Origin of the sequence: Neptunicoccus cionae (assembly GCF_014643735.1) — a bacterium.
Lineage (GTDB): Bacteria > Pseudomonadota > Alphaproteobacteria > Rhodobacterales > Rhodobacteraceae > Amylibacter > Amylibacter cionae.
The window spans coordinates 34,091-59,311 of the sequence record NZ_BMKA01000006.1 but is presented as its reverse complement, the minus strand read 5'-3'; the positions used below and the strand labels follow the sequence as shown (position 1 = coordinate 59,311).

The window sequence follows — 25,221 nt, the reverse complement described above, 5'->3', positions numbered from 1 at the left end:
CGCACTGGAACCAGACATTATTACGCAAGGGCTCAGCTGCGGGAATAGACATCCTCATAGCGGATAATGTCATCCTCCCCGAGATAACTTCCGGTTTGCACTTCGATCAGCACCATTGGCACTTTGCCGGGGTTTTCCATCCGGTGCACCGCGCCAAGGGGGATATAGACGGATTGGTTCTCGCTGATCAGTTTGACCTCTTCGTCCACGGTGACTTTGGCCGTGCCCTGCACCACGATCCAGTGTTCGGCGCGGTGGTGGTGGGATTGCAGCGACAGCGCCGCCCCCGGATGCACCACGATGCGTTTCACCTGAAAGCGCTCGCCCACGACAAGGCTCTCAAACCAGCCCCAAGGGCGGTGATCACGGGGGAAGGTTTCCGCTTGTTTCGCGCCTTGGGCCTTCAGCGCGGACACTACGGTTTTCACGTCCTGCGCACGGGATTTATCCGCCACCAGAACCGCATCGGGCATGGCCACAGCCACCACATTTGTCAGCCCGAGGCCAACGATCTTTTGTTCATCGGATTCAGAGCGTAAGAAGGTGTCCTTACAGTCAATCGCCGTCGCCGCACCATTGGTGGCAACCCCGTCGCTGTCCGGTCCGCTTTCGAGCCAGACCGCATCCCAGCCGCCAAGATCGGACCAGCCGCTGGCGTAAGGCACAACAGACAGGTTCTGCGCCTTTTCCATCACCGCATAGTCGATGGAAATATCTTCGGCCTGTGACCATGCTTCTGCCGCCAGACGGGTAAAGCCGAGATCCTTTTGCGCGTTCTCGACCGAAGCGCGCACCGGGTCCATCAGGGATGGGGCGTGCGCTTCAAAAGCGGCAATGATGGTCTTGACGGAAAACAGGAAAATCCCTGCGTTCCACAGGTAGTTGCCTGCCGCCAGCATCTGCAAGGCCCGCTCCGCATCGGGTTTTTCAACGAAACGGGTCAGTTTGACGGGGCGCGGGGCGCCGCCGCTTTCGGGCGCGGTTTCCAGCTCCAGATAGCCATAGCCGGTTTCGGGCCGTGTCGGGGTGATGCCGAATGTCACCAGATCGCCAGCCTGTGCTGCCTCTGTTGCCGCAGCCACGGCGGCGTTAAAGGCCGCCACATCGGGGATTACGTGATCGGACGGGGCCACCAGCATCAGGGCATCCGCATCTTTTTGCTGCAACGACAAAGCCGCCGCCAGAACCGCAGGGGCCGTGTTGCGCCCTTCGGGTTCAATCAAAATCCCCGCAGGCTCGATCCCTACATCTGCCAACTGCTCGGTCACAATAAAACGGAAGGCATCATTGGTCAGAACCACAGGCGCGGCATAATCCGCCCCCGACAACCGCTTGGCCGAGGCCTGAAACAGGCTCTCTTCGCCCAAAAGCGGTGAAAACTGCTTAGGATAGGATTTACGGCTCAACGGCCAAAGCCGCGTGCCGGACCCGCCGGCGAGAAGAACGGGGTGGATGGTTAAAGTCATTGCTGAAAACTCCTTAAAGCGCCCTGCGGTCACAGCCGCGGCTGGCGGGTCTTAATCACATTATCCCCGCAGGGTAGTCTGATTGTCCAGATACCATTGATAGGCATTGGTTAACCCTTCTTTAAGACCAATCCGCGCGCTCCAGCCCATGTCTTTCAACCGGCTGACATCCATCAGTTTGCGCGGGGCGCCGTCGGGCTTGTCGGTGTCAAAGCTGACTGCGCCTTGGAACCCCGTCACCTCTGCCACCATATGGGCCAGCTCGCCGATGGTCACATCGCTGCCGGTGCCTACGTTGATGTGGCTTAACATCGGTTCGGTATTGGCCCTGTAGGTGGCATCATCGAGCCCCATCACAAACAGCGAGGCCTCGGCCATATCATCCACATGCAGGAATTCGCGCATGGGTTTGCCGGTGCCCCAGATCACCACTTCGGGGGTGTTGTTCTGCGTCGCCTCATGGAAGCGGCGGATCAGGGCGGGCACCACATGGGAGTTCTCGGGGTGGAAGTTATCGCCGGGGCCGTAAAGGTTTGTCGGCATCACAGAGCGGTAATCCGTGCCATACTGCCGGTTATAACTTTCACACAGCTTGATCCCCGCGATTTTCGCAATGGCGTAGGGTTCGTTCGTGGGCTCCAACGTGCCAGTCAGCAGGGCGTTTTCCTGCATCGGCTGTTCTGCCAGACGCGGATAAATACAGCTGGAACCGAGCTGTAACAGCTTGTGAACTCCCGCCGTATAGGCCGCGTGGATCACGTTGCATTCGATCATCAGGTTTTCATAAATGAAATCTGCCGGATAGGTGTTGTTGGCAATAATGCCCCCCACCTTGGCCGCCGCCAGAATAACCTGATCGGGCTTTTCTGCGGCCATAAAGTCCTGCACCGCCGCCTGATTGGTGAGGTCCAGTTCGCCACTGGTGCGGGTGATCAGTTCATGCCCCCCCTGCGCCTGTAACTGGCGCAGAATGGCGCTGCCCACCATCCCCCGATGCCCTGCGATGTATATTTTCATGGGGTGTCCCCTTAGTTTTCAACCGAAACCGGCATGTCCATCCCATGCTCTTTCAAAAGCGCATGGCGTTTGGCGGTTTTTAGGTCTTCGCGCACCATTTCGGCGCACATCTCTTGCACGGTGATTTCCGGCACCCAGCCCAGTTTCTCTTTGGCTTTGGCCGGATCGCCCAGCAGGGTTTCTACCTCGGCAGGGCGGAAGTAGCGCGGGTCGATGCGCATAATCACATCGCCGACGTTCAGGGCAGGGGCGCTGTCGCCGTCAATGGCGGTGATGGTGCAGATTTCGTCCACATCCGTGCCGGTGAACTCCACCGTGATGCCCAGTTCCTTGGCCGACCATGTAATAAACTCGCGCACGGAATATTGCACGCCGGTGGCGATGACAAAATCCTCGGGCGTGTCTTGTTGCAGCATCATCCACTGCATCCGCACATAGTCTTTGGCATGGCCCCAGTCGCGCAAGCTGTCGATATTGCCCATATACAGACACTGTTCCAGCCCCTGCGCAATATTGGCGAGACCACGGGTGATCTTGCGCGTCACGAATGTCTCGCCGCGGCGCGGGCTCTCGTGGTTGAACAGGATGCCGTTGCAGGCATACATGCCATAAGCCTCGCGGTAGTTGACGGTGATCCAGTAGGAATACAACTTGGCCACCGCATAAGGCGAACGGGGATAAAACGGCGTGGTCTCTTTTTGCGGGGTTTCCTGCACAAGACCGTACAATTCCGAAGTCGAAGCCTGATAGAATTTCGTGGTCTTTTCCAGCCCCAGCAGGCGGATCGCCTCTAGCAGGCGCAGGGTGCCCATGCCGTCCACATCTGCCGTATATTCGGGGGAGTCAAAGCTGACCGCCACATGGGATTGCGCGCCGAGGTTGTAGATCTCGTCTGGCTGAATGTCCTTGATGATCCGCACCAGATTGGAGGTATCCGTCAGATCGCCGTAATGCAGAATGAGCCGCTGGCTGTCCACATGGGGGTCTTGATAGATATGGTCAATTCGCTGCGTGTTCAGCGTTGATCCACGACGCTTGATGCCATGCACCTCATAGCCTTTTTCCAGCAGAAATTCCGCAAGATAAGAGCCGTCTTGACCTGTGATACCGGTGATAAGTGCTTTTTTCATGTGATACTCTTTGAATGGCCACAGCAGCCTATGCATGCCTGAAATAGCCCTATCAAGCTGTGCAAGAGTTTACAAATACATCTCTGGATATGAACTACGGTTCGAAGGAACGTTTTTATTTTCGGCGGATGCCAGCGATCTGCCGTCCGGGCTTCTTGACACCTAAGGTCAGTCCAGTATGGCTGTGCGCAATGTACGCGATCGGCAAAACCAAGGGTTTATTATGAAAAACGTTCTAGTCACCTGCCCACCCATGCTGGGGCTTATTGATGAATTTACATCTTATGCGGCAGAGCGCGGCATAACCCTCGTACCCGCCAAGGTGACCCAAGTTCTTTCGGTTGAAGAGCTGGTGGAAAAAGTACCACAATATGATGGTTGGATCATTGGTGACGACCCGGCAACCGAAGCCGTGTTTAAAGCTGGGAAAGAGGGCCAGCTAAAAGCAGCCGTCAAATGGGGTATTGGCGTCGATAATGTGGATTTCGCCGCTTGTAAGGCACTCGATCTCCCAATCATCAACACACCGATGATGTTTGGCAAAGAAGTCTCGGATATCGCTGTCGCCTATGTGATCGGCCTGGCGCGGCATTTGTTTGAGATCAACCAAAGCGTACGTCAGGATAAAGCTTGGCCCAAACCCGCTGGGATCAGTCTGGAAGGTAAAAAGGTTGGCGTGGTCGGCCTGGGAGACATCGGTTATAATGTTTGCAAACGCCTGCTGGCCTGTGACATGGATGTTGTGGCCTATGACCCAGGGGTAGAAGGGGATGCGGGTCTTCCCGCCTTACGCCGCGCAAGCTGGCCCGAACAGACCGATACACTGGACTTTCTGGTTTTCACCTGTGCGCTGAACCAACACAACTTCCACATGCTGAATGCAGATGTTCTGAACGGCGCCAAAGACGGTATCCGCATCGTCAATGTAGCCCGCGGCCCGCTGATTGATGAATCCGCTTTGATCAGTGCCTTACAATCAGGCAAGGTCTTCAGCGCCGCTCTGGATGTGTTTGAAATCGAACCGCTGCCAGACAACTCTCCCCTACGAGACATGCCACGCTGTGTCTTTGGCACCCATAACGGATCCAACACCAAAGACGCTGTAATCCGCGCGAGCCACGAAGCGATAGACAAGATTGCAGGGTTTTTGGCGTGATGCCAACCATCAGACCTTCCTCCAAGAGTGATATCTTTACAGAGTAATCTGTTAAAGACCCAGGAAGTTCTGGCCACAAGAATTGAATAACTAATTTGCTTAGGTGAAAAATGTCCGACCAAAAACTGCAGAAAAAACGTGTCCTTATTTTTACGGATAGCCGTGGCCAGCATAAACCTGCCGGAACCTCTCACGAGCTTTTTGCAGAACGGTTGGCTGCTGATCCGCGTTTGGACGTTGATCTTTATCTATGCCCGATGAAGTGGACAACAACGCTGGATTTTTTGGAAACTTTTTCAGAAAATGAACTCAAACAATATGACCATGTCATTCTATACACAGGCATTGTCGAATGGTCCCCGCGCCCCGCATCAAGTGCAATCAACGATCTATACAATAACCCGAAACCGCAAAATGCGGATAACTTGGCTCTAAATACGCGAGATTATTCAAAAAAGATCGTGAACAACAAGAAAAAGATCTTTGATAAGGTTTTTGGTGCCGAGGCTTTAAAAGACCATTTTGACACCCCTTTTGAGCAAGAATACGAAGGGGAAAAAACCAATAATATGTACAGTATCGAAATGGCGCGCAGAGATCTGTTGCCAAGGCTGAAAAAAATTAACAACCTGATCTTCGTTTCCGCCAACCGTTTTGTTCCAGATTGGGAAGGGGATTTCAAACGAGGCCGTCCCAGAAACATTGATATTACACATCAATATTCCGATCTATTCGCAGAAGAGTTGGGGCAGGCAGGTATGTCAGTTGTAGATTTGCGCGCGTGGGACAATGATCAGATCAAAAACTTCACCTGCGATAATATTCATCTCACCGAAACGGGGAGTAATTATGTATATGATCAAATCAGTAATCTCATCTTTAACGATTTATTCGATGCTAATAAGCCTGATAAAGCAATCTTATTAATCGGGAATGGACCATCATCTAAAATTCTACTTGAACGTGGTTTTGAAAATCTACCAAGAAATATCGACACTTTCGGATGCGGCGCTGCCTATCGGTTGTTCCAAGAGTTAAAATGGTGGCCAAAATATTACGCTTGGTGCGATGCGAAGGTTGTGAAATCCCACGCACAAGAACTCAGGCGAATATCTGAAGATCCATCAATTCCAACTGATTTCTTCTATTTCTCTTTAAAGGTATCTCCCATTAAGCGGCAGATCAAAGTACCTCACGGCTCTACTGGAGATTTTCTGTTACGCAAAGCTGTTAACTTTGGGTATAAAAAAATATACATGATTGGAATGGAAGGCTCTTATACTGAAGAAGTTGTAGGATCGCGGCCAATCACAGCAGAAGAATATAACGAGCTCGATCTAGACAGCCTACGCAGCGAAATGAAAGGGGCTCTTGCCCTTGAGAAGGGACCGACTGGACTCTTTTTTGAAACTATTCGAGTTATTGAACACTCCCCTACCAAAAATCCAAATTACTTCTTTGAAGGATATCAGCGTAAAGGTGACCTTTATTCGTTACCACGCTCACAAACACATCAGAATGCTTGGAAAAAAAGTGCCGACTACGCTCGGAAGCAAGGGGCGGAAGTTATCAACCTTAGTCCTATTTCGAAAATAACGGAATTTTTTAACGCGGATTTTTTAACGTCTTTGTTCCCTTCAACGCAGGTAATCCCAAGCTTGGAGTTTCCTATCGTAGACGCAAAGCCGGTGTCGTCGCAGCGGGCAATGGAAGCGCGAGCTCTAGCTGATGTCGGACCAACAGACCCCATTGCCACCGCAATTATTGCGATTAAGATCAAGGCCAATGAACCTGACCGGATAGAGAATCTTGCAGTTGTCGTAAACTGGTTAGATCGATGCTATGGAAACCTGATCGATCTTCTAATTATTGAACAAGACTTGAATTCTAAATGGGCCGATGTGTCTCATCTTATGCCCTCTCGAGTTCGGCACGAGTTTATCTTTAATCCTAAGCCCTTTAATCGTGGGTGGGCATATAACGCCTCTGTGCGCCACTTCTGTAAAACTGACGTCGTCTGCCTAATGGACTCTGACGTATTGCCAGGTGAAAATTTTCTAACAGATATTTTGCGGTGCTATAACGGTAAAAGTTTGGTATCACCCTATACGTATATACATTATTCTTCGCCCACTGAAACCAAACAGATACGCAGTGAAAAAGCCGTCGAGGTTATATCAACGCCAAACATCCAAAAACCTACCACACTTACGGGGGGTATCGTGATCATACGCCGCGATATTTATAATTCTTTAAAAGGGTTTGAACAGTATATTGAATACGCAGGGGAAGATCGCGCCTTGGACGTTACTGTCCTCAATCATCTCCCTCCTGAAAGTATAGTGCAATCACCGTTTACATACGTGCATTTACATCATTCAGTTGGTGGTGAGCCACGCCCACATGCACCAGAACTGTTTCGCCACTTGCGGGAAAATTTTGGCTGTCGTGTCGCTAAGGATATTGGTCCAACTGACTATGTACACGGCCAGTGCAATCATGTGGGAAAAGAAAAAACACTGGCCATGATGCTTGAACGCACACAGAGCTATGGAGATTTGGACCTATATCGTAGTGATAAAAAATTACCAATCAACGGAATAAAATCCCCAGCCCGGGTGGAAAACCTTTCTGAGGATCTAATATTCCCACCTAATTTTAAAGATTTGGGTTCTTACCCCAAGCAAGAACTCTATGGCAACACCCCTCCTCCTGATGGAGATGAACTTGCGCGATTCCACAATCGGTTTCAGGGCCAGCGCTGTTTCATCGTTGGAAACGGCCCCTCATTAAATCAACATGATCTATCGCTACTGGAAGGTGAATATAGTTTTGCTGTAAATTCAATCTATTACAAGACGCGTGAAAACGGCTTTCGCCCTACGTTCTTTGTGGTTGAGGACAGCTCTGTTATGAAAGAAAATATCGGAGAAATTGTTGCATATGAAGCACCTTACAAGTTCTTCCCTACAATTTATAGCAAACTGCACCCGAAGACCCCCAACACATTCTTTTTTGAAATGAACCGGGGGTTTTACGAAAAGACTTCCCCTAATTATGCTGTACCCCGGTTTTCAACTGACGCCAGCAAGGTGCTGTATTGTGGGCAATCCGTAACCTATATCAACCTGCAACTGGCGTTTTTCATGGGCTTTACCGAGGTTTACCTGATCGGAATGGATTTCGATTATGTTATTCCTGAAAGTCATAAAAGAAACGGTGATAATATTCTCTCTACAACCGATGATCCGAACCACTTCCACAAGGATTATTTCGGCAAAGGCAAAACTTGGAAAGATCCCAAACTGGAACGGGTTTTGATGAACTACAAAATGGCTGATCTGGCTTATTCTGCAGTTGGCCGCACCATCTACAATGCGACCGTCGGTGGCAAACTAGAGGTGTTTGAGCGAGTGGATTACTCCAGTCTGTTTGGTGGCGGCCCTGTTACAAGACCGGCTGCTGCAATCAATCCAGAACCAGTATCGTCTTTTGGGGCTAAAGAGGTCCGGGTCGACCCTACTGATCTGTCTATCACCCAAGCCCATGCGTTGTTTAACGCAGGTGAATTTACTAAATGCGCAGAAATATGTGACGCACTCTATCAAGAGCGCAAATTAAATATGTACAAGCAATTCGCGGAGTACGCGCGTCAACAGAGCTAAAACGCGGGCCTATTCATTCAGCCCACCACCAAAACGGAAAAAGCTGGCCCCATTGGACATGGGGCCAGCTTTTTGTATGAATAGTAGTGCTTTACAGGTCTTTACTTATGCAAAATTCCCGCAGCGGCCACAGCCATGTCCCAGTCTTGCGGTGTATCAATGTCGCTGGCTTCCAGCCCCGGCGTTTCGTGCATCATCGGTTTTGATCCGATCCGCGCTTTGGTGCTGGCGAAACTCTCAGCGGTGAAGATGTAGAGGTTCGAATTTTCCTCGAACCACGGTTCCAGATCCTGTGTCTGGATCAGGTTGTCAGGGTCGTGATTGATGGCCGAACAATCCGCGCGGTAAAAGCGGGTCTGGATCTTGTTCACGGTAAACAGGGAATCCGCAGTGCCTTCACCCTGCGCTGCGTTGAACCTCTCCAGCGCGGCACGGATGGTGCCAGTTGAAAGCAGCGGATTGGTAGTGTGGGTCATCAGATAGGTGTCTGCGGGCACGCTGGCCACATCATCGGCAATGATCAGGTTCATCGAGACTTCATCCCCGATCAGTTCGGGCTTGCGATCGCGGATGATCACGCGGTTTGTCTCTACCAAACCGTTTTCCGCCAGTATGTGCCGGGCATCGGTGTTGATGATCACCGCGTCGATTTCCTCAACCGCCAGCAATGCGTCGAGAATCCAGCGGAACAGAGGCTTGCCACAGAAATCGCGGAAATTCTTGCCCTTAACCCTTTGGCTGTTGGCCTTCATGGGCAGCAGGGCGACGGTGCGGTTTGAGCCAGTCATTTTGGTCTTCTCTTTCATTGGTAGAGGGGTAGAAAAATTTCTCTTTTCTGGCTCGAGACACACGCCGCAAACCATGATTGCCCTTGTAAGAGCCGGTGTATTGATGCCAGCGGTATCTGAAGATATTGGCCCAGCAGGAGCCCAAATGACCAGTCAGCGCTGCCGAGCGAAGATCCAGGGCTATACTGGTGACAATATAGCGGCCTCGGTCCAGCTGCGAGATGGTCACGTCTGGCATAATCTGTTGCAAAGCAATGGCCTCCCGCTCAAAGCGTCGCCGCACCGAAGTCCAGGTTTCATCGTGGTGATGGAACACCGGCGCTTCGGCCACATAGCCCACTTTATGGCCATTGGCGACCATCCGCTTGGCCAGCTCCATGTCTTCAAGTCCGGTCAGATCTTCGTCAAACTGGTACTCTTCCCAGGCCGAACGCAGCACAGCGGAATTGGCGTTGTTACAAAAGAACCCCTCTTGCGGAAGAGCGGACTCTTCGGGGAAGTATTTCGCAAAAATCCGGCGTTCGGAATAATGGCTGTCATCATCGCCCACCTGGCGGCCATAGGTATAGCTGCACACCCCGTCCATCAGCGGCTGGCACAGGTTTTGCAACCAGTGTTCGTCCACCGGCACACAGTGGCCGCTGATCAATACCAGAATGTCGCCTGATCCAAAGGCACAACCGCGGTTGAGAGAGCGCCCGAAAGAGAATTCTTCTTTGGTGATGGTCGTGATCTTACAGCCGTATTCACGGGCAATTTCAACTGTTCCGTCTGTGGAACCTGAATCGATCAGGACCACTTCATGTTCCAGCCCGTTTGTAATTTGACGATCTACCATAGCCAACAGATCGCCCAGATGTCTGGCCTCGTTCAGCGTTCGAATAACAATGCTGGCGCGCATATCCGGTGTGTCCATCCAAATGGTAGCAAATTTAATATCGATGAAAGACCTTATAAATAAAATACTTTCAACTTTACAGGGGCCTTCTAAGCTATAGGCGGAGCTCCGTTCAACCTCCCAAAATGTCGCTGAGTTGGTGTTTCACAAATATCTCGCAGCCTCCGTCCAAAGTGGCATCGATGATCTCGCGCCCCTCTGCCGCAAAGATTTCCCGCGCAATCCGGTAAGACTCTTCAGAGCGTTGCAAATCGGGGTTGTCCCAGGTCTGGCCGGAAAAATATGCAGGGCTGAAATGGTTTACATCCGGCCCCTTCATATGATGCGCCTCATGGGGTTTGCCGCTGAAATCAAACCGGTGGTCCATGCCGATGATCACCACCCGCGCGAACCCCATGAAGTAGGCGATCTGTAATGCAGCATAAGTAACAGTCCCCCCTTCACGGATACCGGCAGTGATATCGCGGCAGAACCGTGCAGGCGGGGATTTCGTATTGATGTGATAGGTCAGCGCATCGGCAGGCACGTGCTGAGCGCCCTTATTGCTGATAAATTTCACACAGTTCATTGCGGCAATATCCTGTGCTGACTGCCCGATCACCTTCTCATTCACTGCCACTAGGTACTTGGGATAAAATCCGAATTTCTCGACCCCCAGATGGATCTTGTTTAGCCCGATCACCGTCTGGTGCTTTAACGGTTCCAGATCCATTTTGTTCAGCGATGGCCCGTTACACACGAGAACGCAGGTTTCCCCGATATGGCGATTTTTGAAACGGGGCAGGCGGGGACAAGATTGTACCATATCAGTCAAACTCCGGTCGCTAGGGTTTGCAATTCCCCAATCAAAGCCGCACTCAACCTGTCTTGTTCAGCCAGTAGCACAGCAGGATTGGCGAACGTATCTGCCAACCGTGCCTGTATAGCACAATAGGATTGAAAGAACGGGGCATCAAAAGCAAACGCGTCGATGCTTTGGCATGCATGGGCAGCGGCGGTTTCAATATCTGAGTTAAACAGATTGACCCAAACATTTGCAGGCGCAATATCATGGACCCGATGCCCTTGCGAAGCAAAATAGAGCGGCACGGCCCCAACTGCAAAAGCATCGAAAAATTTTTCGGTGACATACTGCCGCTGATGGGTGTTTTCTAGTGCCGAGACGAAGCGACAGCGCTGATCCAGTTGCATCAACTTGTCCAAATGCCAGTTACCAAGTGCTTGTCGTCGCGGTGCTTTCCGCCAGCCTGCGCCCGCACGCAATACCTGTCCAGTCTTGTAATCTTGCGTCACCAGACTGCGAAATCGACACAGGCCAAAAGTGTCTTCTTGCGGAAAGGACACTGCGAATTTCGGGTTCAACCGCTTTTCTGCAATAAAGGCGGCTCGATAGGAGCAGTTGGAAAAGTGGTCGGCCCAGTCCTCCGGGGACTTTCGCGCATTCCTTCTAAATCGGAGCGCATAGCGGGTCGCAAAACCCAGATCCGTCAGTAGAAAATAAGGAATACGGTTGAAGGCAAAAATATCCGATGTGGTGTGGTTTAACACCGTCAAAGGAAAGCGGTCGCCGTCAATCTCCATGAATTGCTGGCGTGAAAACGGATCTGCGCCCCAGATTATATCCCAAAAGGGCTCTTCAGATAAAAACACCGCATGGCATCGGGGGGTTGCACGTAGTGCTGCGGCAAGTTCCGCTTCATAACGCGCAATATCTTTACTGTGACCGATCAGGATCAGTTTGGCCTGATGAATTTGATCCACCACCTTGATCCGGTCGTGACAAAGGGATGCAATCGGGGCATAGGCCAAAGGGATCCGATGGGCAAAATCTCCGAATAGAAAAACCGGAACCATTAGGGATTATAACCCATCCTGGAACACAATCGGGCATAAGAAGAGCTTGCTTCGGCTTGAGCAGCAACATTCGCAGGCACATCTCGACGCGCACGGGGCGCAATCAGCCCGCCTTGCCGTCCACTGTCTCCCGTCAAGGAGATGACGGGGAAAATGTCAAAAATATTTTCGGAAAAAGGTAGGTCCAGACTGTCACATATCTGTTTGAAAAGCTCATGGGGATCTTCAACCATATCTTCGTAGCGGTACGACGGGGCATCAGAATAGCAGTCCAGAAACACCAGATAGCGACGGGCGTATTCCTCAAGTGTTGTGGGTGCGAAGTGAAACCACTTTTTTTCTGCTAATGCAAGATAGGACTCCATCGGGTGGCGCACTGTCAATACCGACAGGGCAGGCAAGCGACGGGTTACTATCTCGCGCAGTGTCGGGCGTTGCGGAATTTGCCCGGCCCCTGTGCAAAAATGCGAATGGCTATGATCGCGCAGGATTAACCGCTGGCCGCGGCTCTCACACCAATCATACAAGGCAACTGTTCCAGACAGAAAGATATCTATAAGCAGTTCCGGATCAGCCCCGCGCAAATCGTGGGTCAGATGGCGGATCAAATCTGTGGGGGCAAACTGATGGGTCGTAATCGGACTAAGCGGATCAATTTCGCTGAGCAAACGAGTGTTTGGTACAGCCGCCAGACACTTTGAAAACAGTGTGCCCCCGGTGCAGGCGAAATGATGGACTAGACGAACGGGCGCTTTGGGCCGCGCAGCAATCTGGTCCCGCATCCGTTCACATTGCTCCAACAAGCTTGGAAGGGGTTCAACAACCAATGCCTGACGGTTTTGGTGCCTGTCACGGGTTTCCAGCAGATCAAGCGCTTCTTCGATAGCACCCAACAAAGCGGTGTTATTCACAGAAGTTCCGGTCATGTACTACCGCTTTTCTTTCGTAATGCTGGCTTTGCCGCGGCCTTCGTTTTGGTTTTAGCTGTTGTCGTCTTTTGGGAGGTGGCAGCAGCTTCACCTGACACTTTAGCGGGAGCCCGCTTTTTTGGCGTATTCTTTCGGGGAGCTGGTTGGGAAATCCGCTCCGGTGTAGGACTATCGTCAGTCAAGCCATGCAAATACCCTGCTGCACTCCCCAGTTTCTGGGTCAGCTTGATCAGCAGATCTTCCTGTTTACGGGACTCCACCTGCGCGGCGGCATAGCGCTGCTGCAATTCGGCAAGGTCCTGCTGTTGTAGTGTTTGTAAACGCAAGGCCATGGCCAGTTCCCGCTTCCCTTCCCGTTCAGCAGTGACCTGTTCATTGTACGCACGGGTTGCTTTGTCTTCAGCCTCCGCTCGTAAGGTTTCGGCGGCTTCCAATTTAGCCCGCAAAACCCCGAAAGAAGCTTCTGACGCAGCCAAGGCCACTGCCCCATCTGCCAGCTTTGTTTTCTGCTCCTGCTCTAAGCTTGATAACTTTTCAGATAGAGTTTTTTGCTCTGTGAGCGCCTGTTCAAGTTGCTTCTGCAAGCTCTGCTGTTCGTGCTCATAGGTTTTGGCAAGTTCTGCCTCAGCCTTTGCATTGCGCTCCTTAAGTATGCGTTCCACATCCTTGGTTTGTTGTCTTGCAAAATCCCGTTCCTGCGTGGCCTGCGCCAGTTGTTCCTGAGATCTCTTTTTCTCAGCTTCAGCCGCAGTAGCTTGCTCTTTCAGCGCTTCCTCAGCATTCTGACCGACCTGCGTTGCCTCTGACAGTTGCTTCTGCAGTTTTTCTTTTTCAATTTCATGGGTTTTGACAACTTCGCTCAACTTCGCAGACACTGGATTACGATGCAGCGAAAAATGTGGCCAGTCTGGGTCCGCAGTTTCATCCTGCGCTAGTAAAACATATCCTGTCTCGAACAGGAATTCCAATACATGTTGGCTGTCAGCAGCCCCGTCGAAATAGGTTTCGATACCCACAGAAACATGGATGTCCTCGAAGCGGTCAAACAACCCCGTTGCCGCACAATCCTTGAGAATTGCCATCTCCATACCTGGAGCTTCCAGGATTAAGCGGTGGCGTTTGCCGTTTTGGAAAGTCACATTTTCCAACATATCCGCAAGCCTTAGGGTCTTAACCGGCATGGTTTGCTCAACACGCACTCCTTGCATCAAATCAGTCAGAGCGGTGGGCTGACATAAACTGCTAAGGTCAGTGAAATTCAGCATATAAAATGGAGACTGGCCCGTCTGCTGGCTTACTGCCGCATTAATGACCTCTATGGAAAGATCGGAGGTATTCCTCTTTGCCTCTTTCACTGCCTCGTGCAACCGAGCAACAGTTTCAGGATGAGGTTCTATCAACATAATATGGTCCGGACGCTCCGCTACGAGCTCCTTGAGGGATTGCCCTGTCCCTGCGCCGATATGAACGACAACCCCGATGGGGGTGTCAAATTTGGAATCTGACATGATTACCCCCGTTTCTTCGCTGATTTTAGAGTATCACCAACTCCGCGCAACGGGCTTGTTACCTTCCAGGACGTGGAGTTACGCAAAGCTTCAATTTCCCCGTTCTTAAAGAGGATTTCGTCATTCAAGGTATCTATCTTGCGTCGGGATTCTTCCTCTTCCCTTTGAGCTTTCTCGTTAGCGCTTTGCAACTCTATCTCTAAACCATCAAGCTGTTCTTGCTTCTTTTGCAGCTCTCTCTCTAAAGCCCCGAACTGTTTCTGCTTTTTTTGCAGCTCGTCAAAATAGGTCTCAAGCTCTGACTGTGTATTTGACAGTTGCTGCATCAGCAGATCTTTTTCCCGATCCGATGATTTCTCCTGATCCCCGGCAGAAATGGCAAATTTTTCCAATTCCTCTTGGGTATCCATCAATTGCTGCATCACAGCGGTCTTTTCCAACAGGGCTGCCTGTAACTGTGCTTCGATGTCTGCTGACTGGCGCTTTTGAGTTTTCTGATAGGCTGAAAGAGCTAACTCGGGATCAGCTCTTTTGAGGGCAGGCCCATTTGCCTGATCCAGCCACAAAGATCCCGCTTCCAGTTCCCCTTCAAGGCGGCGGGCCTGCGGGTCACCGGATACGGCAACCGCCGCAATCACCCGAAGAATTTCATCCTGTGCCGTTTCTGATGCAACGTCTTGGGATACAGCTACGGTATCGAGATCTTTCAAATCCCAATCAAATTTTTTCGCAAGTGCTTGTAGAAAGCTCTGTGGGTTCTCCTCAAAGCTTTGCACATCCAACAGGGCAGTCCCGCGCCTGTTGCTTCGGTATTTTGCCAGACATTTTTCTGAAACGGTGCGCCATCCCATCAGAGCTTCCATGGGTCCCTGACCCTGCCCCAACCCTTTTAAAACAGAATTCTGGGCTCTGTCGTACAGTAGGATAGCAGGCATCTCGGAAGTCTGTTCATCGAGGTCCGATACGATCGAGACATCTGCAGTTTGCAGCCAATTCACAAGCCGGTCAATTGAAGCGTCTACGCCGTTCTTTCCGATAAAGGCGGCTACAGCAACAGATTTGCCTTTGGAAATCAATCCCGCTTCAGACTTTGGAGATGATGAATATGTCAAGCTGATGTCCTCAAATAACGCGTTATGACAAGTAAGGGGATCTCTCGAATCCAATTGTCTATTGGCCATGGTTTAAAATGATTTCGCGCTGAATTGATAGTCCGAAAGCCCCCGTTTAGTGCGCCCGAAACCTATTCTGGTGTTCTTACTGTTTATACCATCTTTAGGAGGTTCGCGATAAGTTCTGGCCCGGGCACAGGGCGTCAAACACCTGGTCAAGATATACCTCAACATCCCGTGTTTTTGCCCAGGAATGCCCGTTCACTACACTTTTCTTGCGCAATTCCGGCACCTGCCCGATCAAACGGCACAACGCCTCGGTTGCGGCTTTGGTATCCCCGAAGGGTACAGAAATTCCCTCAACGACACCGGAGTCTACAAAAGGTGTCATCCAAGTATCCTGCGTCACCACGACCCCGTGCCCCGCACTTGCAGCTTCTTCAAAAACGCCTGACCCCCCGTGTTTGTAGTAGATCGGATCATACATAATCAAAGAAATATCGCAGCTTTTAAGCAAATCGATATAAGTTTGTCGCCCGACCCCCGATGGAGTAACCTCAACATTGTTCGGTATAAGCTTATTGGCAGGCCAGTTCTGGGCATAGAACATTACTTCAGGATGTCTGGCCAGCAACATCTCGGCAATCTCGGGGACGAGATGCTCTCCTTTCGTCGTTTTAGGTGCCCCGGCAACCCCAATGCGCACCGGCCGAGATCGCGCCGCATCCTCATCACTGCGCAAAAAGCTGGCAAGATCCAGAGGCGTAACAGACACTTGAAACGGCGCGGAAGTCAGACTGCTGAACAAATTACTCAGCCGTTCTGTCAGCGCCAAAAACAACAGTTTTTCCGCCGGTAAAAGCTCCATCAGTTTCTTTACAGCCACCCGCAACAATCGGCCCCGCTGTGTCGGCTCTTCTGTGATCGGATCAAAAAACTGGGGTAACATTACATTGGCAACGACTTTGGGGCGCCGGTGCGCCGCACGCTGTTCCATCCAACACACAAAGCCCCAGAGTTCGTTCTCGGAGGCCGTATTCAGGATCACGATATCTGTGGCTTGTGCTTCCGATAAGAAACTTTCGAATTCAGTCGGTGTCCTTTCCCCATAAGCAAGAAAAGACTCTATCTCTCCACTTATCCGGTCTGTTGACAGGGCGGGCCACGGCATCAAACTGAAAACAGGTTTTGCGTTCAAGGTTTCCAGCATCTCGGGCGCAGCTTTAACACTAATACCGCACTCCACAATATGCCCCCGCTTTTTCAAAGCGCCGTGCAGCGCTGCTAGAGTATTGGCACGGTGTCCAATCCACGTATTCGCAGCAAATTCAATGAGGAAAATTTTTGGTTTGTTTTGGGGAGATATTGTCATTTGAAGCGACCGTACATACGCTTTAAAATAATGGCAAGTTATCCTGTATTCTATCAGGATATGACGAGGAGTGAAGTACTTCTCGTTTCACTTAGTGGTTAAGGTGTCACATACGAAATGGAAATTTACTATTTCAAGCAGTGTTGTATGAAGCAGGCTTTAGATGAAACGCTATTGGATATGGTTCCCCCTGTCAGTGCAGTTCTCTATCGCACGTCCTTGAAAGAGAAAATTCAATGCACTCCGGTCTGAGCAATTCCGATCTGGTGGAACTGACCGCGTTTCGCCGGCTGTTGCACCGCTACCCTGAAATTTCCGGAGAGGAGCGCGAGACTGCAGCGCGGATTGTCGCCGCGCTTGAGCCGCTGTCCCCGACGCGCATACTGACGGGGCTTGGCGGGCACGGGGTGGCGGCGGTTTTTGACAGCGGTGTGGCTGGGCCAACGGTGCTGTTTCGCGCCGAACTTGACGCATTGCCGATACAGGAAATCAACGATCTGGAGTGGGTGTCACAGGTTCCGGGGAAGGGGCATCTGTGCGGCCATGACGGGCATATGACCATGTTGCTGGCGCTTGGACGGCTGATTGCGCGCTGCCCTGTGGCGCGGGGTCGTGTGGTGTTGATGTTCCAGCCTTCGGAAGAAGACGGGGCCGGTGCGCGTGCAGTGGTGGCCGATCCGGCGTTCGAGGCGATCAAACCCGACTGGGCCTTTGCGATCCATCTGGAACCGGGGCGGCCTTTCGGCTTTGTCGCCACACGGGCGGGGCTGATGAATTGCGCCTCTCAGGGGTTGGCGATCCGCCTGCAGGGTAAAACCGCTCATGCCGCCAGTCCCGAAGACGGCGTCTCCCCCGCGCTGGCGGTGGCCGAACTGATCCCCGCGCTGGCGGCTTTGGGGCAGGGGGGCAATCTGGACGATAGCTTTCGCCTTTCGACCCTGACCCATGTGAATATCGGCGAGGCCACTTTCGGCATCGCCCCAGCGGATGCGCTGCTCCATGTCACCCTGCGGGCCACACAAGACACGGCACTGGCGGATATGGCCGCACAGGCCCGCGCGCTGGCAGAGGATGCAGCGGACCGCGCAGGGCTGTCGGTGGAATTTGCAGTCTGCGATGATTTCGCCGCTTCTATCAATGATCCCGCCGCCGTGGATGTGGCAGGGGCCGCGATGGAAGCGCTTGGCGTGGCTTGCGGACCGGAAGGTCTGCCGATGCGCGCCTCCGAGGATTTCGGTGTCTTTGGTTGGGGCGCAAAAGCCGCGATGTTGTGTCTTGGTCCGGGCAAAGATTATGCCGCGCTGCACAATCCCGATTACGATTTTCCAGATGATATCATCCCGCTTGGCGCGGCCATCTTTGAACGGATCACACGGGATCTGCTCGGATCAGGCTAGGCCCGCCTGATCCGATCTTTTTCTAGAATGCTGTGTTGCCGGCGCGGACTGTGCTGGTGAACAGGCCGATCACGGTCTCTGCCAGTACAACAGGGCTTTCTGTAACCATTACAGTGTCTTCTGGGTGGATCAGGAACTGATCTGCGCTGAACAGCCCGTCCGCTTTGGTCAGGTCCACGGTAAAGATCACCCGCTGGTGGTTTGGCCCGCCGCTGCGCACGGCCGCAGCCGGATATTCCCGCAGGATCAGGATGCCTTTGGGATCTGCGCGGTTTTCCCGCAGCCCGCCGATCATCGACATGGCATCAAGGGCGGAAATGGTTTCACGATCAAAGGGCACGATGGCTTCGGTGGCAGAAGCCCCAAGCGAGCGGAAGAACCGGTCGTCGCTGGAGACAATCACCTTGTCGCGTCCGCGCAGCACCGTATCAAGGGTCGGGTTTTCATAAAGACGCTTCAGTGCGATCTGATAGACCCTGCCGCCCCGCGTCAGGGACACTTGCGGGTTTTCCAGCCCGTCCCGTACACCACCGCCCAGTGAAATCAGACCAAGGACGCTCATCCGCCCGTCCGGATCATTCAGCGGATAGCTGCCCGGCTGGGACACGCCCCCCACCAGATCCACCGAATGGCGCGATCCCGGTGTGACGGCCAGTTGCACCTGTGCCGAAGGGATGATCTGTTCCATCTGGCGCTGGATTTTCTGGCGCGCTGCATCCGCCGAGAGCCCTGCAATGTGGACTTTCTCGATATAGGGCATGAAGATCGTGCCGCTGCGGGACACGAGGATATTCTCAAGTGTTGTGCTCTTCTGGTCGGGACTGGTCAGCAAGGAGTTCACTTCACTGTCCCAGATTGTCAGGTTGACCACATCCCCGGGCGCAATCGCCACGCGGGTGGCGCCGCCGCCGCGCAGCCAGTGCCGTTCCGCGCTGGTGTCGCTTGGCCAGCGTTCGATCTGGGGCAGCAGGTTTTTAGTGATCTGATAGACCGCGAATTCAGCCGGTTCGTTTTTATCCTGTTTGGTCAGTTCCCGTTGCAACGGCGCACCGCGCGGCAGCGAACAGGCGACGACGATTCCCAAGACGGCCCCCAGAAAAATCAGTTTTTTTAACGGGGAAAACAGCCGGTGGGACATGTTTCTTCCTTAAGTGGGGTGCGCGAGCGGCACCCATTTGCAACAGCTTGGCAAGATACTGGCTTGGGGCAACAGGTCAACTGATGTTTTTTCCCTACGGGCGCGGTTTAAGGGAGGTGCGGCAGATTTGTTTTGAGTCTGCTGCCCTGTCCGCGTAAAACGGATAAGGCAGGGCTTTCGAAAGAAAAAAGGGTGGGATTAACGTGAGCAGCAAGTTGGCAATCATGCGAATGACAGGTGCGCTGTGTCTGGGGATCGGGCTGACCGGTATGGCGGCGTCTCCGACGCTGGCGCAGGTTGCATCCGAACCCTCTACCAACCTGTTCGGCTCTGTCGGGCTGATCGATATGCCCAGTGCCGAGCATCAGAAAGCCGGCCAGATTACCACCAGTGTCGCGGGCTACAGCGGGTCTACGCGCACCACGCTGACCTTTCAGATCACGCCACGGATTTCCGGCTCTTTCCGCTATTCCACCATCGACGGCTATAACTCGGTCGGGCGGGATACCCGCTATGACCGCAGCTTTGATATCCGCTACAGGGTCTTTGAAGAAAGCCAGTTCGTGCCCGCCGTGACCATCGGTTTGCAGGATTTTGCCGGCACGGGGGTCTTTTCGGGCGAATATATTGTTGCCACCAAAAACCTTTTACCAACGCTGAAAGCCACTGCAGGTGTGGGCTGGGGACGGCTTGGCGGGCGGGACGGTTATCTTGGGCGCACCATCAACATCGGCAAGGGCGGGGTGCCTGATGCGGGCAACTGGTTCCGTGGTCCGGTGCAGCCTTTTGGTGGTCTGGAATGGCAAACGCCGATAGAGGGTCTGCGCCTGAAGGCGGAGTATTCCTCGGATGCCTATGCGGTGGAGGTCAATCAGGGGGTTTACGAGCGCAAGTCTTCGGCCAACTTCGGTGTGGAGTATGATTACAACGAAGCGGTGAAACTCGGCGCTTATTACCTGAACGGCAACCAGTTCGCGCTGATGGCCTCGCTCAGCTTCAACCCGAGCGATCCCCCTGCGCCAAGCGGTCTGGAATCCGCGCCGCTGCCGGTGCTGGTGCGCAAACCCCTGACAGGGGGCGCCACTCGCTATGCGGACAACTGGTCGGCCGATCCCGCCTCGCCGCGGATCATTCGCGGTCAGGTCCGCCCGCTTCTGGAAGCAAGCCAGCTTGAAATGGAAGGGCTACAGGTCACTTCGACCTCCGCCACGCTTTATCTGCTGAACAAGACATTTATTGCCCCCTCCGAGGCCGTCGGCCGCGCAGCACGCGCCCTGTCCCGCGGGCTGCCGGGCAGTATTGAAACCTTCAACATTGTGCTGGTGGAAGAAGATCTGCCGGTTACAAAGGTGACGATGCAGCGGCGCGATGTGGAAACCCTGTCTTATGATCCTTATGGCGCAGAGAAACTGCACCAGCGCAGCACGATCGCCAGCGGTCCGGCACGCCGCCCCGAAGGACTGGTCTATGAAGACGGGCGCTACCCCCGTTTCAAGTGGAGCATCGCGCCCAGTGTCCGCAGCAGCTTTTTCGATCCCGACGCCCCGATCCGTATTGATCTGGGCGTGCGCGCCAAGGCCAGCTATACCATCGCACCGGGCCTGACCCTCAGCGGATCGATAAACAAACCGCTGGTGGGCAATCTCGGTGATATCAAACGGGCAGGCGGCGCCACTGGCAAAGTGCCCCGCGTGCGGTCCTTTGCAGCGCGCTATTACAGCGAGGGCGATCCCGCGCTGGAGCGGCTGACAGCGGATTATCTGTTCAAACTGCATCCCAATGTCTATGGGCGGATTTCCGCGGGCTATCTGGAATTCATGTATGGCGGTGTCTCTTCAGAGATCCTTTGGAAACCGGCCAACAGCAAGCTCGCGCTCGGGGCGGAACTGAACTACGTCAAACAACGGGAGTTCGAGCAGCGTTTCGGTTTTCGCGATTATGATGTGCTGACAGGGCATGTGTCGGCCTATTATGACATGGACAACGGCTTTACCGCGCAGGTGGATGCTGGGCGCTATCTGGCGGGGGATTACGGGGCGACCTTCGGGCTGAACCGGACCTTCAACAACGGCTGGGTCGTCGGGGCCTTCTTTACCCTGACCGACATCCCGTTTGAGGACTTTGGCGAAGGCAGCTTTGACAAGGGTATCACCCTGTCGATCCCCTTCTCCTGGGGCATCGGGCGGGCTTCTCGGAATACCATCGATACACAGATCCGTCCGCTGACACGGGACGGTGGCGCGCGCCTGAAAGTCGAAAACCGGCTTTACGGGATTGTGTCCAAAGCGGATGGCCGTGCGGTCTCTGAAACCTTCGGAAGGGTCTGGCGATGACTTTCATGACTGTAAAAACCCTGCGGGCACTGGTCTGCGGGGCCGGTCTCGCGCTGGGGCTGGTGGCCTGCGGGTCGGATAAATCCGCACTGGAACTGACCGAGATTACCAAACGGCTGGGCCAGCGGGCGATGAACGACAAGGCCGCAGTGGCCGCAAGCCAACAAGCCGTATTGCAGGTCAGCCGCGCAGATGTCGATGCAGCGGGAGTTCCGATCCTGCGGGTCCGGATAGAGGGCACAGGGGCGATGTCGACCCTGGCCGAAGTGGACCGGCAGGGGGCTTACAGCACCTATATGACCGGAGATGGCATTGGCCTGCTGTTCCGCGGCGGTGTTCTGGTGGGAACGCGGGGGCTGGGCGATGATCTGATGGGACTATCCTCACCCGGGCTGGCGGCTGCGATCAAAGCCGGTGAATCGACCCGCGCCTACCGCTATCTTGATGGCGATGAAAAACTGGCCACGGTGGAAATGTCCTGCCTTGTGACATCCTCGGCCCACGGCCCCATTACGATACTCGATCGCAGCTACGGTGTGAGGCAGGTAAAGGAATGGTGTCAGGGCGAAGCGCTGGACGGGAAAAAGCTGGCTTTTGAGAACTTCTACTGGGTCGAATCAGGCAGTGGTAGAGTGCGCCAGTCGCGCCAGTTTATCTCGGAGAAGTTCGGCCGCGCCGAGATCGAAGTGCTCAGCCCCCGCTAAACGGCCCCAAAATCCGCCGGTTTGGGGCTGGATGGGGTAAAGATGTGACACTGCGGCCTTGTGCACTATATCCTCAGCAGGGGTCACCCCTGTAAGCCTTTGACCTGACCGACGGCCTTTGATAGGGTTGCGGCACAGGTCACGACAGGATCCTATTGGTATTAAGGAAGATAAATATGAAACTCGCTAAATGCATCGCATCTGCCGCTGTTCTGGGCATGGTATCCACAGCTGCGGTAGCGCAAACTGCTACAACTGCAACAACAACAACTACGACAACAACAACTGTTGCTACGAACACTCTGGTTGGCGGTCTGACCGTTGGCACAGCCGTAGCTGGCGCAGTGGTTGCCGCGATTGTTGTGGCATCTGTTGCGGATGACGGCGGCACCGGCACAACAACAACAACACTGCCTTAAGTCTTTTTTGACTTGGGATGTGAAAGGCGGGCTGGAAACAGCCCGCCTTTTTTTCGCCCGATAGAAATAATATTGTGTGTAAGTTAACATAAGAAACATTACGCGTTTACACACTTGTAGCAGGGGCACATTCTATACTGGGTTGCGACAAATCCCCTATCTTGCTGGAAAGCAAGGAGAACGGAAGATGGCCAATTGCGGAGATCGCGGGCCACTTAGGCCGCGATGCCTCGACTACCAGACGCCTGCTGAGGTGTTCGAAAGCGAGCTGATGGAGTTACGAAACCGATTGAGGTAAAAGATTAAATCAGGAATTGCACTAAATTAATTTCATGACCTAATCGTCGTCATCCTCATCACCGCCCATGTTCTCCTGATGGGCCGCAATGCCTTCTTCCACATCGTCGTAATAGGTCAGCTTGCCTTTTTCGAGCACCGCCGCCGCCTCGCAGAAATTACGCACACCGCCCATGGAGTGGGTGACAAAAATCGAACCACTGGCGTTCATCCGTTCCATAAACACCGCGCGGCTTTTCTTTTTGAAGTCCGCATCGCCAACGGCTGTGACCTCATCCACCAGATAGGTGTCAAACCGCACCCCCATAGAGACCCCGAACGACAGGCGCGATTTCATCCCCGAGGAATAGGTCCGTACCGGCAGATCAAAATGGGGCCCGAGTTCGGCAAAGTCCCGCACGAAATCGATCAGCCCGTCCGTATCCACACCGTAGACCCGCGCAATAAAGCGGATGTTCTGGGCGCCGGTCAGATCCTTGTGGAAACTGCCGGCAAACCCCACCGGCCAGCTCAGGCTGCCCTCTATGTGGATCTTGCCGCTATCGGGCGCCAGAAACCCCGAGATCATCGCCAGCAGCGAGGATTTCCCCGCCCCGTTGCGACCGAGCAGCGCCACAGACACGCCCTTGGGAAAAACGATGTTCATATCGTTTGCAATCACCTTGCGGCGGCCCCGCATGATGAAGGTTTTATTCAGCCCCTCCAGTCGGATCATCGGGACCTACCTGCGGTCTTTGATGGAATAGCCGATCAGGGTCAGGATCGACCAGGCCAGGAACAGCACCAGTGTCGTCATGATCCAGAGCATGATCCGTTCGGGATATTGCGCCTTTTCTGCACGGGTCGGCCCCACATAAGCCGCGAGATAGCGGCTTTGGCGATTGGCTTCGATCACCGCGCCGTCATAGGCGGAACGGGCCGCGAGCCAGGCTTTCTCGGCAAATTCACGATCCACAGTCAGTGCTTCAAACTGGGCCAGCAACTCGTTGAATTCTTCGGAATTACTGCCGCCGCCGTCGCCGCTCAGACCAAAGGTCTGGCGCTCTTCGGCAATCCGTTTGCGGATCACCTCGATCTTGCGCGCGGCCTGCACCATACGGGGATCATTGTCCCGCGTGGTGTCGCGCAGGATGTCCTGATCAATCAAAGCTGCCGCCAGTTGCGCCTGCAGCGTGTTCAACAGCCCCATCTGCCCCTGCACATCCGCCGAAGGATCGACGATCTGGGTTTCGTTGCGGAACCGTGTCAGCGCCTGACGGGCCGCTTTCAACTGGTCTTCGACAGTTTGCAGTTCTTCGCGGGCATAGCGCAGCGTGTCTTCCCGCGCCACAGCGGACAGCCGGTTGATCAGCACGGTGCTCTGGGCGAAAATCTCCTGCGCGATGTTATAGGCATCATCAGGATCAAACGCCTGCACCCGCAATTCGATCAATTGGGTGTCCACATCGTAATAAACCCGCACCATGCTGGACCAGTAGTCCAGAAGGTCCTCGATCGTGCCATCCTGCTGAAAAGAGAAAATGGGATCATTCTGTGGCTTGGAATAGAGCGCGCGCAGGTCCAATTTCTGATCCACCAGAGACACCAGCTGCTGGCTGCGGATGAATTCATAAAGGATATCCGTGTCCTTGGAGCCACCGCTGCCCAGCTGGATCGCCCCGCCCAGCACATCGGTCACAGCGCTGGTGTCTTCGGTATGCACCACAAAACCGATCCGCGAGGCGTATTGATCCGCCGCCCGTTCCTGAAGATACCAGAAGACCCCTGCCGAAGGCAGTACAACGAAAAACAGAAAGATCAGAAGAACCCCGTAGTGGCGTTTCTTCATTTTTGCGCGCGGGGCCACATCGGCCACCACCACGGTCGGTGGTGCCTTTTGCACCTCGCGCAGTTCCTGCTTCAGTTTCTTGATCTGGCGCCGTTGTTTCTTGGGTTTGTTATTCCCGCCCCCGTTTTGATCGTCTGCGTTCTGATCATCCTGTGATGCATCGTCAGCCTCTGCACCCCTGTTGTCCCGATCTTCCAAATGCCGCCCTCG

At 53.6% G+C, this 25,221-nt stretch carries 20 protein-coding genes; 6 read left to right on the top strand and 14 right to left on the bottom strand.

What is annotated here, in order from left to right:
- Nucleotides 1-32: 32 nt before the first annotated feature.
- The 3 genes from IEX10_RS16615 to gmd are packed head-to-tail and all read right to left on the bottom strand — an operon-like array spanning nt 33 to nt 3,613.
- Nucleotides 33-1,466, bottom strand: a complete 1,434-nt coding sequence (locus IEX10_RS16615) for a mannose-1-phosphate guanylyltransferase/mannose-6-phosphate isomerase (RefSeq protein ID WP_188677965.1) — start codon at nt 1,464-1,466, stop codon at nt 33-35.
- A 60-nt stretch (nt 1,467-1,526) separates the two neighbouring features.
- Complete coding sequence (gene fcl / locus IEX10_RS16610) at nt 1,527-2,483, bottom strand: GDP-L-fucose synthase (protein ID WP_188677962.1); 957 nt, start codon at nt 2,481-2,483, stop codon at nt 1,527-1,529.
- An 11-nt stretch (nt 2,484-2,494) separates the two neighbouring features.
- The gene (gene gmd / locus IEX10_RS16605) at nt 2,495-3,613 is read right to left on the bottom strand and encodes a GDP-mannose 4,6-dehydratase (protein ID WP_188677960.1); all 1,119 of its coding nucleotides are present in this window, start codon (nt 3,611-3,613) and stop codon (nt 2,495-2,497) included.
- A 223-nt stretch (nt 3,614-3,836) separates the two neighbouring features.
- Here gmd and IEX10_RS16600 point away from each other — a divergent pair, with 223 nt between their 5' ends.
- Both IEX10_RS16600 and IEX10_RS20035 read left to right on the top strand, forming a co-directional pair.
- The gene (locus IEX10_RS16600) at nt 3,837-4,769 is read left to right on the top strand and encodes an NAD(P)-dependent oxidoreductase (protein ID WP_229678609.1); all 933 of its coding nucleotides are present in this window, start codon (nt 3,837-3,839) and stop codon (nt 4,767-4,769) included.
- Nucleotides 4,770-4,879: 110 nt separating this feature from the next.
- On the top strand, nt 4,880-8,434 hold the full coding sequence (locus IEX10_RS20035) for a 6-hydroxymethylpterin diphosphokinase MptE-like protein (RefSeq protein WP_229678608.1): 3,555 nt from the start codon (nt 4,880-4,882) through the stop codon (nt 8,432-8,434).
- Nucleotides 8,435-8,535: 101 nt separating this feature from the next.
- Here IEX10_RS20035 and IEX10_RS16590 read toward each other — a convergent pair whose 3' ends face one another.
- From IEX10_RS16590 to IEX10_RS16555, 8 genes are all read right to left on the bottom strand, one after another.
- Entirely contained in the window at nt 8,536-9,222 is a 687-nt protein-coding gene (locus IEX10_RS16590; RefSeq protein ID WP_229678607.1) for an acylneuraminate cytidylyltransferase family protein, read from the bottom strand.
- The gene (locus IEX10_RS16585) at nt 9,161-10,123 is read right to left on the bottom strand and encodes a glycosyltransferase family 2 protein (RefSeq protein WP_188677958.1); all 963 of its coding nucleotides are present in this window, start codon (nt 10,121-10,123) and stop codon (nt 9,161-9,163) included. The genes IEX10_RS16590 and IEX10_RS16585 overlap by 62 nt, the downstream gene beginning before the upstream one ends.
- A gap of 109 nt (nt 10,124-10,232) precedes the next feature.
- Complete coding sequence (locus IEX10_RS16580) at nt 10,233-10,925, bottom strand: 6-hydroxymethylpterin diphosphokinase MptE-like protein (protein WP_188677956.1); 693 nt, start codon at nt 10,923-10,925, stop codon at nt 10,233-10,235.
- 5 nt (nt 10,926-10,930) lie between these two features.
- Nucleotides 10,931-11,929 carry a glycosyltransferase family 10 domain-containing protein gene (locus IEX10_RS16575; protein WP_188677953.1) on the bottom strand — a complete coding sequence of 333 codons (999 nt, stop codon included), beginning with the start codon at nt 11,927-11,929 and terminating at the stop codon, nt 10,931-10,933.
- 44 nt (nt 11,930-11,973) lie between these two features.
- Nucleotides 11,974-12,900, bottom strand: coding sequence for a sulfotransferase family protein (locus IEX10_RS16570; RefSeq protein WP_188677951.1), 927 nt, complete (start codon nt 12,898-12,900; stop codon nt 11,974-11,976).
- Entirely contained in the window at nt 12,897-14,411 is a 1,515-nt protein-coding gene (locus IEX10_RS16565) for an FkbM family methyltransferase (RefSeq protein WP_188677949.1), read from the bottom strand. Before IEX10_RS16565 ends, IEX10_RS16570 begins: the two co-directional genes overlap by 4 nt.
- A 2-nt stretch (nt 14,412-14,413) precedes the next feature.
- Entirely contained in the window at nt 14,414-15,523 is a 1,110-nt protein-coding gene (locus tag IEX10_RS16560) for a hypothetical protein (RefSeq protein ID WP_188677946.1), read from the bottom strand.
- A 163-nt stretch (nt 15,524-15,686) separates the two neighbouring features.
- Nucleotides 15,687-16,895: a glycosyltransferase family protein gene (locus IEX10_RS16555; RefSeq protein WP_188677944.1), complete on the bottom strand. Its 1,209-nt coding sequence runs from the start codon at nt 16,893-16,895 to the stop codon at nt 15,687-15,689.
- A gap of 236 nt (nt 16,896-17,131) precedes the next feature.
- Between IEX10_RS16555 and IEX10_RS16550 the strand changes: the two genes are divergently transcribed.
- Nucleotides 17,132-18,292, top strand: a complete 1,161-nt coding sequence (locus IEX10_RS16550) for an amidohydrolase (protein ID WP_188677941.1) — start codon at nt 17,132-17,134, stop codon at nt 18,290-18,292.
- 22 nt (nt 18,293-18,314) lie between these two features.
- On the opposite strand, the gene IEX10_RS16545 is transcribed toward IEX10_RS16550, so the two are convergent.
- Nucleotides 18,315-19,430, bottom strand: coding sequence for a polysaccharide biosynthesis/export family protein (locus IEX10_RS16545; protein ID WP_188677939.1), 1,116 nt, complete (start codon nt 19,428-19,430; stop codon nt 18,315-18,317).
- A 203-nt stretch (nt 19,431-19,633) separates the two neighbouring features.
- Between IEX10_RS16545 and IEX10_RS16540 the strand changes: the two genes are divergently transcribed.
- The 3 genes from IEX10_RS16540 (at nt 19,634) to IEX10_RS16530 (ending at nt 22,886) form a co-directional block, all read left to right on the top strand.
- Nucleotides 19,634-21,763 carry a YjbH domain-containing protein gene (locus IEX10_RS16540; RefSeq protein ID WP_188677936.1) on the top strand — a complete coding sequence of 710 codons (2,130 nt, stop codon included), beginning with the start codon at nt 19,634-19,636 and terminating at the stop codon, nt 21,761-21,763.
- Nucleotides 21,760-22,467, top strand: a complete 708-nt coding sequence (locus IEX10_RS16535; RefSeq protein WP_188677933.1) for a YjbF family lipoprotein — start codon at nt 21,760-21,762, stop codon at nt 22,465-22,467. The genes IEX10_RS16540 and IEX10_RS16535 overlap by 4 nt, the downstream gene beginning before the upstream one ends.
- A 176-nt stretch (nt 22,468-22,643) precedes the next feature.
- Nucleotides 22,644-22,886 carry a hypothetical protein gene (locus tag IEX10_RS16530; RefSeq protein ID WP_188677930.1) on the top strand — a complete coding sequence of 81 codons (243 nt, stop codon included), beginning with the start codon at nt 22,644-22,646 and terminating at the stop codon, nt 22,884-22,886.
- A gap of 337 nt (nt 22,887-23,223) precedes the next feature.
- Here IEX10_RS16530 and IEX10_RS16525 read toward each other — a convergent pair whose 3' ends face one another.
- Together IEX10_RS16525 and IEX10_RS16520 are read right to left on the bottom strand one after the other, a co-directional pair.
- Nucleotides 23,224-23,898 (bottom strand): ABC transporter ATP-binding protein, encoded by a 675-nt coding sequence (locus IEX10_RS16525; protein WP_188677927.1) that lies wholly within the window; start codon nt 23,896-23,898, stop codon nt 23,224-23,226.
- Nucleotides 23,899-23,904: 6 nt separating this feature from the next.
- On the bottom strand, nt 23,905-25,209 hold the full coding sequence (locus tag IEX10_RS16520; protein ID WP_229678606.1) for a KpsE/RkpR family capsule polysaccharide export protein: 1,305 nt from the start codon (nt 25,207-25,209) through the stop codon (nt 23,905-23,907).
- Nucleotides 25,210-25,221: the final 12 nt, after the last annotated feature.

What these genes read in the sequence shown, in the direction of transcription:
- gmd (WP_188677960.1), bottom strand. Translation starts at nt 3,613, where the DNA reads ATGAAAAAAGCACTTATCACCGGTATCACAGGTCAAGACGGCTCTTAT.
- fcl (WP_188677962.1), bottom strand. Translation starts at nt 2,483, where the DNA reads ATGAAAATATACATCGCAGGGCATCGGGGGATGGTGGGCAGCGCCATT.
- IEX10_RS16545 (WP_188677939.1), bottom strand. Translation starts at nt 19,430, where the DNA reads ATGTCCCACCGGCTGTTTTCCCCGTTAAAAAAACTGATTTTTCTGGGG.
- IEX10_RS16555 (WP_188677944.1), bottom strand. Translation starts at nt 16,895, where the DNA reads ATGACAATATCTCCCCAAAACAAACCAAAAATTTTCCTCATTGAATTT.
- IEX10_RS16525 (WP_188677927.1), bottom strand. Translation starts at nt 23,898, where the DNA reads ATGATCCGACTGGAGGGGCTGAATAAAACCTTCATCATGCGGGGCCGC.
- IEX10_RS16570 (WP_188677951.1), bottom strand. Translation starts at nt 12,900, where the DNA reads ATGACCGGAACTTCTGTGAATAACACCGCTTTGTTGGGTGCTATCGAA.
- IEX10_RS20035 (WP_229678608.1), top strand. Translation starts at nt 4,880, where the DNA reads ATGTCCGACCAAAAACTGCAGAAAAAACGTGTCCTTATTTTTACGGAT.
- IEX10_RS16535 (WP_188677933.1), top strand. Translation starts at nt 21,760, where the DNA reads ATGACTTTCATGACTGTAAAAACCCTGCGGGCACTGGTCTGCGGGGCC.
- IEX10_RS16585 (WP_188677958.1), bottom strand. Translation starts at nt 10,123, where the DNA reads ATGCGCGCCAGCATTGTTATTCGAACGCTGAACGAGGCCAGACATCTG.
- IEX10_RS16580 (WP_188677956.1), bottom strand. Translation starts at nt 10,925, where the DNA reads ATGGTACAATCTTGTCCCCGCCTGCCCCGTTTCAAAAATCGCCATATC.
- IEX10_RS16615 (WP_188677965.1), bottom strand. Translation starts at nt 1,466, where the DNA reads ATGACTTTAACCATCCACCCCGTTCTTCTCGCCGGCGGGTCCGGCACG.
- IEX10_RS16550 (WP_188677941.1), top strand. Translation starts at nt 17,132, where the DNA reads ATGCACTCCGGTCTGAGCAATTCCGATCTGGTGGAACTGACCGCGTTT.
- IEX10_RS16590 (WP_229678607.1), bottom strand. Translation starts at nt 9,222, where the DNA reads ATGACTGGCTCAAACCGCACCGTCGCCCTGCTGCCCATGAAGGCCAAC.
- IEX10_RS16565 (WP_188677949.1), bottom strand. Translation starts at nt 14,411, where the DNA reads ATGTCAGATTCCAAATTTGACACCCCCATCGGGGTTGTCGTTCATATC.
- IEX10_RS16600 (WP_229678609.1), top strand. Translation starts at nt 3,837, where the DNA reads ATGAAAAACGTTCTAGTCACCTGCCCACCCATGCTGGGGCTTATTGAT.
- IEX10_RS16530 (WP_188677930.1), top strand. Translation starts at nt 22,644, where the DNA reads ATGAAACTCGCTAAATGCATCGCATCTGCCGCTGTTCTGGGCATGGTA.